Annotated in this window: 6 protein-coding genes; all 6 read right to left on the bottom strand. The window is 54.7% G+C overall.

What is annotated here, in order from left to right; all coding sequences use genetic code 11:
* Positions 1 to 68: 68 nt before the first annotated feature.
* Positions 69 to 1,364, bottom strand: a complete 1,296-nt coding sequence (gene purB, locus DEP07_RS21955; RefSeq protein ID WP_063229604.1) for an adenylosuccinate lyase — start codon at positions 1,362 to 1,364, stop codon at positions 69 to 71.
* Between the two features lie 2 nt (positions 1,365 to 1,366).
* The gene (gene purK, locus DEP07_RS21950) at positions 1,367 to 2,524 is read right to left on the bottom strand and encodes a 5-(carboxyamino)imidazole ribonucleotide synthase (protein WP_122965611.1); all 1,158 of its coding nucleotides are present in this window, start codon (positions 2,522 to 2,524) and stop codon (positions 1,367 to 1,369) included.
* The gene (gene purE, locus DEP07_RS21945; RefSeq protein ID WP_173597812.1) at positions 2,521 to 3,009 is read right to left on the bottom strand and encodes a 5-(carboxyamino)imidazole ribonucleotide mutase; all 489 of its coding nucleotides are present in this window, start codon (positions 3,007 to 3,009) and stop codon (positions 2,521 to 2,523) included. Before purE ends, purK begins: the two co-directional genes overlap by 4 nt.
* A gap of 181 nt (positions 3,010 to 3,190) precedes the next feature.
* A complete protein-coding gene (locus tag DEP07_RS21940) occupies positions 3,191 to 4,738 on the bottom strand; it encodes a M1 family metallopeptidase (protein ID WP_122965613.1) in 1,548 nt (515 codons plus the stop codon).
* Positions 4,739 to 4,757: 19 nt separating this feature from the next.
* Complete coding sequence (locus DEP07_RS21935) at positions 4,758 to 6,218, bottom strand: M1 family metallopeptidase (RefSeq protein ID WP_287103010.1); 1,461 nt, start codon at positions 6,216 to 6,218, stop codon at positions 4,758 to 4,760.
* 99 nt (positions 6,219 to 6,317) lie between these two features.
* The gene (locus DEP07_RS21930; protein WP_287103009.1) at positions 6,318 to 7,613 is read right to left on the bottom strand and encodes a histidine--tRNA ligase; all 1,296 of its coding nucleotides are present in this window, start codon (positions 7,611 to 7,613) and stop codon (positions 6,318 to 6,320) included.
* Positions 7,614 to 7,661 lie beyond the last annotated feature (48 nt).

Here is a 7,661-nt window from a genome sequence, read left to right as displayed (position 1 = left end):
ATGCTGGGCGCACCAAAAAAAACGCCCCCGAATCACTCGGGAGCGTTCCTTACAAGCATATTCAAACCTTACAGCAAGCCAAGACGCTGGAAAATCGTATCCACATGCTTCAAATGGTAGCGATAGTCGAAGCATTCATCCAGCTCTTCTTTGGTCAGTGTGGAGCTGACCGTTGCGTCTTCTTCCACGATGGCGCGGAAAGAGCGCTGTTCTTCCCAGGCTTGCATCGCGCGCGGCTGCACCGTATCGTACGCTTGCTCGCGGCTCATGCCTTTTTCGATCAGCTTGAGCATGACTTGCTGGGAGTAGATCAATCCGAATGTGCGATCCATGTTGCGCTTCATGTTCTCCGGGAATACCGTCAAGTTTTTCACGATGTTCATGAAACGGCGCAGCATGTAGTTCAGCGCTTGGGTCGCGTCTGGCAAAATCACGCGCTCTGCGGAAGAGTGGGAAATATCCCGCTCATGCCAGAGCGACACGTTTTCGTAAGAAGTGAGCATGTGACCGCGGATGACGCGCGCAAGACCGCAAATGTTTTCGCTGCCGATCGGGTTGCGCTTGTGCGGCATGGCGGAAGAGCCTTTTTGACCTTTGGCAAACGCTTCTTCCACTTCGCGCATTTCGCTCTTTTGCAGACCGCGGATCTCTGTTGCGAACTTCTCCAGCGAAGTTGCGATCAGAGCCAATGTCGCCATATATTCGGCATGACGGTCGCGCTGCAATGTTTGGGTAGAAATCGGAGCCGGAGACAGACCAAGCTTTTCGCATACGTATGCTTCCACGAACGGGTCGATGTTCGCATACGTGCCTACTGCACCGGAAATTTTGCCGTACGCCACTTCTTTTCTCGCCGCCTGGAAACGCGCCAGGTTGCGCTTCATTTCTTCATGCCACAGCGCCAGCTTCAAGCCGAAAGTGGTAGGCTCGGCGTGCACGCCATGCGTTCTGCCCATGCAAACCGTGTCTTTGTGTTCGCGAGCTTTGTCAGCCAAAATCGCAATGAAGTCTTCGATATCTTTTTCCAAAATTTCGTTCGCCTGGCGCAGCAAGTAGGACAGCGCCGTGTCCACCACGTCCGTAGAGGTCAAGCCGTAGTGCACCCATTTCTTCTCTTCGCCCAAAGTTTCGGATACCGCACGGGTAAACGCCACTACGTCATGGCGTGTCTCTTCCTCGATCTCATAGATGCGGTTAATGTCAAAGCTGGCCTTGTCCCACAGCTTTTTCACGTCCTCTTCCGGGATGATTCCCAGCTTGGACCAAGCTTCACATGCGAGAATTTCTACTTCCAGCCAAGCCTTGAACTTGTTTTCTTCCGTCCAAATGGCACGCATTTCCGGGCGAGAATAACGTTCGATCATGATTATACCTCCGATGGATTCGTCCAGATTTTCAACTCATCAATGTGGGTGAGCGCTTCTTCCACAGTGGGGGCGAGCACGTTGATATGCCCCATTTTCCGCTTCGCCTTGCTCTCGGCTTTTCCGTACAGATGCAGCTTGGCCGTGCGCGGCAGCTTGTCGATTTGATCGATGACAGGCTGAAGATGCTCTCCCAAAATATTAACCATCACGACGGGAGAGAGCAACTCTGTCGAGCCTAACGGCAAGTTGCAAACAGCCCGGACGTGTTGTTCAAATTGCGAAGTCACACAAGCATCCATCGTGTAATGGCCGGAATTGTGCGGACGTGGCGCCAGTTCATTGACGTACAGTTGCCCGTCTGTGGTCAAAAACATTTCCACAGCGATCAGCCCGACTACATCAAGCTTCTCGACAATCGTGCGGGCGATTTCTTCTGCGCGTGCTTTTACTTCCGGTGCGACACGCGCCGGCACGATGCTCAGGTGCAAGATGTTTTCCTGGTGAATATTTTCCGACGTCGGGAATACAGCCAACTCTCCGTCTGGATTTCGCGCTGCAATGACCGACAACTCCATCTGAAAAGGCACGAACTGTTCCACGATCAGCTCTGTTCCTGCCTTGGAGAGTGTCTCGTACGCCTCCGCAAGCTCGTCCTCGCTGCGCAAGACCCACTGGCCTTTGCCGTCATAGCCCCCTGTCGCTGTCTTCATGACCGCAGGCAACCCCAGTTCGGCTACGGCTCCCTGCAAATCTTGCAAACTGCCGACTACGCGAAAAGGTGCGACCGGAATGCCGATTTCGCGAATCGCCGTCTTTTCGGAAATCCGGTTTTGTGTGATGCGCAAAAGGCGGCTGCCCTGCGGCACGTACGCATGGCTTTCCAATACCTCTGCTACCTGTGCATCCACATTTTCAAATTCGTAGGAAATCACGTCGCTGACAGAAGCAAGCTGCATCGCCGCTTCCACGTCATCGTAGCTGGCGACAATTTGCCGATCCGCCGTTTGTCCGCACGGAGCGTCGACGGTCGGGTCCATCGTCACAAAGCGATAACCCATAGCTCGTCCAGCGAGAGCGATCATTCGGCCGAGCTGTCCGCCGCCGAGTATTCCGAGAGTCGATCCTGGTTTGATTTGCTTGCTCTGTTTGGTCGTCATTCCAGTTCGCCAGCCTCCAACACTTTATTGCGCACTTCATCACGTCTTGCCACAAAACGCTCTTGCACCTCAGGGTATTTGATCCCCAAAATCTGCGCAGCGAGCAGCCCTGCATTGATCGCGCCCGCTTTGCCGATTGCGACTGTGGCGACTGGCACGCCGCCTGGCATTTGCACGATGGACAAAAGCGAATCCAGTCCGTTCAGATTGGAAGACTTCACAGGTACACCGATTACTGGCAGTTCAGTCTTGGCAGCCACCATGCCTGGCAAATGGGCTGCGCCACCCGCTCCCGCGATGATGACTTCCAGCCCGCGGCTTTTTGCACTCTCGGCATACGAAAACATCAAGTCAGGCGTTCTGTGTGCAGAGACGACCTTCTTTTCGTACGGAACCTGCAATTCATCGAGAATTGCGCATGCTTCCTTCATCGTTTCCCAGTCTGACGTACTGCCCATAATGACGCCTACCAACGGCTGTAGCATGAACCATTCGCCCCCTACGTTTTGTATCATCAGAAGAAAACCCAACCGACTAACGGCTTTTTGCGCCGTACTCATCGCCTGGGCTATTCGTACTCGTTTGCTATCAACATACACAGTGTAGCAGGGAGAAAGTTTGCCTGTCAACCACGCTTCCGAACATTTTAAATTAGGTTTGATTCCATCATTCGTGTTTAACCTTTTCCAACCAGCCGTTCGCTGCTTCCGCAAGCTCCAGCTTGAGATGAAGCCAGTAATCAAAAAACGGTGTGGCATCCGCTCCGCTTGCCGCCGATACCAGTTCCTTGATCGCTGCTCCATTCGCAAGCCCGTACTGGTGCTCACTCACGTACTGGCGCAATAACTGATTCAGCCGTTCGGCTCCCCAAGCATCCCGCAAAGTCCACCACATGACGCCTGAGCGTCCGTAGACCAGCTCATTGTAGCTTTTCCAGTCCGGGAAGGCCGCCACACTCGTCTCGGCGTCAATTCCTTGCTTCGCATACGCTTCCGCCGCTCGCGACTGGCCTTGCCTCATCCGCATGTACGCCTGCGCGCGCTTGGCATCCTTTTCCTGCAAAAACGCCATCGTGGCGTAGTCGGTCAAGCTCTCGTCGAGCCACGCTTCCCGCACTTCATCGTTGCCGACGATGCCGTAAAACCATTGATGGGCGGTTTCGTGCGCAACCACAGCCGCTCCCATGCTATTCGCTGTGTTGAAAAATTCCTCTTCAATAAAGACGAGACTCGGATACTCCATTCCCCCGAAAAAGCCGCCCGTCTTGACGACATCGTATTCCTTGTAGGGGTACGTGCCAAACTGTTTTCCATAGTAGTCGAGCGATTCCATCGCCGTCTGGTGCAAGCTGTTCACGACTGCCGCATCATCGCCTTGCTGCGACCAGGTTCGAACGACAGTTTCCCCCACCTTGCCGGACATCGCCTGATACGTGTCATCCATCACGACCATGGCAAAATCACGAACGTTCCAGGCATCCAGCTCGTATATACTTTGGCGCTGCGGCCTTGTTTGCGTAACGACAGCGACACTTTCCAGCCCCGTCGTAGCAAGCTGATACCCTTCCGGCAAATGAACGCGCAAATGATAGTTCGCCACCTCGCTGTAAAACGGGTCGCCGATCGCTGTGTACGGATCGAGTCGCCAGCCGCCGCTGTCCTTGACGGCGAGAATCGGCAGCCAATTGCCGAGCCACATGGCATGATCGTGGTAAGACAGCCGCCCGTTGTTATACGGCACTTGCAGGCGGAAGCTCATCTCCACAACCGTTTCGGCTTTTGCCTTGTTCGGCGGAAGCTGTGGGAGCGGCACGCGCAAAAGCGTGTTCGTTTTTCCTTCATAGCGAACATCAGCTTGGCGTCCGTTTACTTTGACAGCCGAGATCGCAATGCCGCCCGGCTCTCTTTGTTTGCCCAGCACTTGCTCCCAGTTTTCTGAGCGAAGATCCGCCTCTGTAGCGAAAGCATTCGGATACAGATGGAAAAAGGCTTTGTCATCCTGTGGTACAAAGCGGGTCGTCAACGTTCCTTTTACGACTCGCTCGTTCATATCCAGCCACACCTCTGCGCTGTACGTGACAGCTGCCGGCTTCTGCTCCGGGTTGGCGATCACCGCCACATCTGCCCCGGCTTGTCCCGCCCACGGGCTGCTCCACAAGCACACTGCCAGAGCAATCCCTACTACCATGCCGACCACCCAATGCTTGCGCCACATGGCACTCCCCTGCCTTCGCTTACTTTTGCTGCTTTTCGCGTTGTCGTTCCAGCCAGGCCGCTGCCTGTTCCTGCTGGGACATGTCCAGATTCATCCAATAGTCCAAAAATGCGCTCGCGTCCTCGCCAGCCGCTTTTGTCAAAAACGCCTTCCATTGCTCGCCGCTGACAAGCTGGTAACGGTAAGTCGCCACATACTGTCTCAAAACATCATACAGCCGCTCTTCTCCCCAAGCTCCCCGCAACAGCCACAGCATGGAGGTTGTCCTGGAGTAAACGAGATCGCTATAGTATTGATTGGCAGGAAACTCGGTGAGAGCCTGCCACGGCCGCTGATGCTCTTTTACGTAAAGTGGCACAAACGTCCCGTTGGCAAGCCGCCTGCGCACGCGCTCAGCACCGTGTAGCGGATACTGTTCCGTCAGGAAGGCGATCGTTGCATATTCAGTAAAGCCTTCGTCCAGCCACGCCTCGCGAAGCTGATCGTTGCCGACCAATCCGTAAAACCATTGGTGGGCCGTCTCATGCACCACCGTATCAATCGCGTACTCTGCATTCGCCAGAAAATGCCGCCCGTCCAGAAACACCAAAGCCGGGTACTCCATCCCGTTGATCGCCCCGCCTGTCCGAATCACATCGTACTCCGTGTACGGATATGCCCCCAAGTTTTGATGAAAATACGCCAGTGACGAAACAGCCGCCTGATGGTTTTGCTTGGCTTGCTGCACGTCATCCCCTTGGCGCCACCAAGTGCGAACTACTGTATCTCCTACTTTGCTCTCTGTGCTCTGGTAGCTCGCATCCATGACAACAAGGGCAAAATCGCGCACATCTTTTACGCGCAGCCGTGCCGTTTTTTCTCCTTTTGACGGCGCAATCACCTCTGCTGCTTTATCGGGTGCCGTGCTCGCCCACTGATAGCCCGCTGGAAAAGTGACGTTGACCTCGTAATCTGCGACCTCGCTGTAAAAGGGATCGCCTACAGGCTCGTACGCATCGAGACGCCACCCGCCCTGATCGTACACGGCGAGAATCGGCAGCCAGTTGCCCAGCCAGATCGCGTGCTCATCGTATGACATCCTCCCGTCGTTGTGAGGAAGCTTCATCGCAAAATTCAGCTCGATTTTGTGCGGGCCTGTCTCGCTTATCGGTTTTCCTTCTGCTGCAAGCGGTATCTCCAAAATATGCCCAGTCTTTTTGCCCGCAACCGCTTTTCCGTCGACTGTGAGCTTGTTACTATCATACGTGCCAAGTCCAGGTTCCTTGCCTAAAAGTTCCTCCCATAGCATTCCATCTTGTCGTTTCGTAAATACGTCCGGATAAAGATGAAGGTAGGCATGTTTCGGGTCTTTCGGCCAAAAGGTGATGGCTATGCTTCCGCTCACTTCTTTTTTCACTGGATCAATGTGGACATTCGCCTGATACAACGGCTTTTGCAAAAGCGGCTCCTCGCTTGCCTTAGCTGGCCATCCCAAGTTCATCACCAAGCAACTGCATCCTAGCCAAAAGGCCCATTTCCGCATGCCTTCGCCCCCTTTTTTCTTTATCGTAACGAAAGTGGCAAAAAAAGGCTATCTCCTTTACAGTCTGCTGGACAACCAGCTTGAAACAGAATCGAGTGCTATTGCCTCTTCACTGCCCTGCCGCATGTCCCGCACGATCACCTGTCCGCTGTTCACTTCATTTTCGCCGTAAATCAGCGCGTAGGCTATCCCTTCCTTGTTTGCGTAGTCCAGCGCTTTCTTCAGCTTCCTGCCCGCAAGCTCCAGCTCGACCCGGAGACCGCTCGCACGCAGGCGATTCGCCAGCCCAAGGCCAAGCGTCTCGGTGCCGAGCGGGATGACCAAAACGTCAGCGGCTGCCCGCTCGCTTGCCTCCCGCATGGAGAGCGCCGCCAGAATCACATCAAGCCCAAACGAGATGCCCACTGCCGGATATGCTCGCCCATCGCCTAAAAACCGCCCAATGATCTCATCGAACCTGCCGCCACTGCCGATGCTTGAGGCAATGCTTCGATCCTGCAAAAAAATCTCGTAAACTGTGCCCGTGTAAATCCCCAAGCCGCGGGCCAAAAACGGCGAAAAGCGCACCTCGCCAGAGACGCCTGCTCCTTGCAAGTAGTCAAACAGCTCTTGCAGCTCCTGTACGCCCTGCCGGAAAGTATCAGAGGAAAACTGCTTCGCCAAAGCGTCCAAAGTCAGCGCCCCCTTTTGCAAAAAAGCTGTGATCGCTGCAACAAGCGGCTCCTCCACCTGGCGCTCCCGTAAATCGTCGCGTACCCCTTCCACGCCGATTTTCTCCAGCTTGTCGAGCGACAGCATCACATCTCCCGCCCGTTCTGCCGGTACCCCCAGCTCCTGCAACACGCCCGACAACAGCTTGCGATTGTTTACCTCGATGTACACGTCCAGCCCAAGCTTGGCAAACGCTGCAAACGCCATGCTGATCAGCTCTGCCTCGGCAAGCATCGAGGACGTACCGACGATATCGACGTCGCACTGGATAAACTCCCGCAGCCGTCCAGTCTTCACCGGACCGTCGCGAAACACTTTGCCGATCTCATAGCGCTTGAAGGGCAATCTCATCTCCGGGTTCATCCCGACGACTTTTGCCAAAGGAACCGTCAAATCGTAGCGCAAGGCGAGTTCCCGCTCCCCTTGGTCACTCAGCCGATAAACTTCTTTCAAAATCTCGTCCCCGCCGCCGTATTTGGATGCGAGCAGCTCATAGTATTGCAATGTCGGAGTCTCCAGCGGCTTGCAGTCGTACGCCTCGAACACCGCCTCCAGCGTGCGCCGTATCCAGTTGCGCTGCGCCTGCTCTTTTGGCAAAAAGTCTTTTGTTCCTTTCACGCTTTTCAAAACGCTGTTTTCCATGTCCCTCATCCTTTCTGTTTTCGAACCAAATCGGGTAGGAGGCTACCC

Source organism: Brevibacillus sp., assembly GCF_003521185.1.
GTDB classification, from domain to species: domain Bacteria; phylum Bacillota; class Bacilli; order Brevibacillales; family Brevibacillaceae; genus Brevibacillus; species Brevibacillus parabrevis.
This window is presented reverse-complemented; position numbering and strand designations above follow the sequence as displayed.

Bases quoted from the DNA above. Each gene is read 5' to 3' on its own strand.
- purB (WP_063229604.1), bottom strand. From the start codon at position 1,364: ATGATCGAACGTTATTCTCGCCCGGAAATGCGTGCCATTTGGACGGAA.
- purK (WP_122965611.1), bottom strand. From the start codon at position 2,524: ATGACGACCAAACAGAGCAAGCAAATCAAACCAGGATCGACTCTCGGA.
- purE (WP_173597812.1), bottom strand. From the start codon at position 3,009: ATGCTACAGCCGTTGGTAGGCGTCATTATGGGCAGTACGTCAGACTGG.
- DEP07_RS21940 (WP_122965613.1), bottom strand. From the start codon at position 4,738: ATGTGGCGCAAGCATTGGGTGGTCGGCATGGTAGTAGGGATTGCTCTG.
- DEP07_RS21935 (WP_287103010.1), bottom strand. From the start codon at position 6,218: ATGAACTTGGGATGGCCAGCTAAGGCAAGCGAGGAGCCGCTTTTGCAA.
- DEP07_RS21930 (WP_287103009.1), bottom strand. From the start codon at position 7,613: ATGGAAAACAGCGTTTTGAAAAGCGTGAAAGGAACAAAAGACTTTTTG.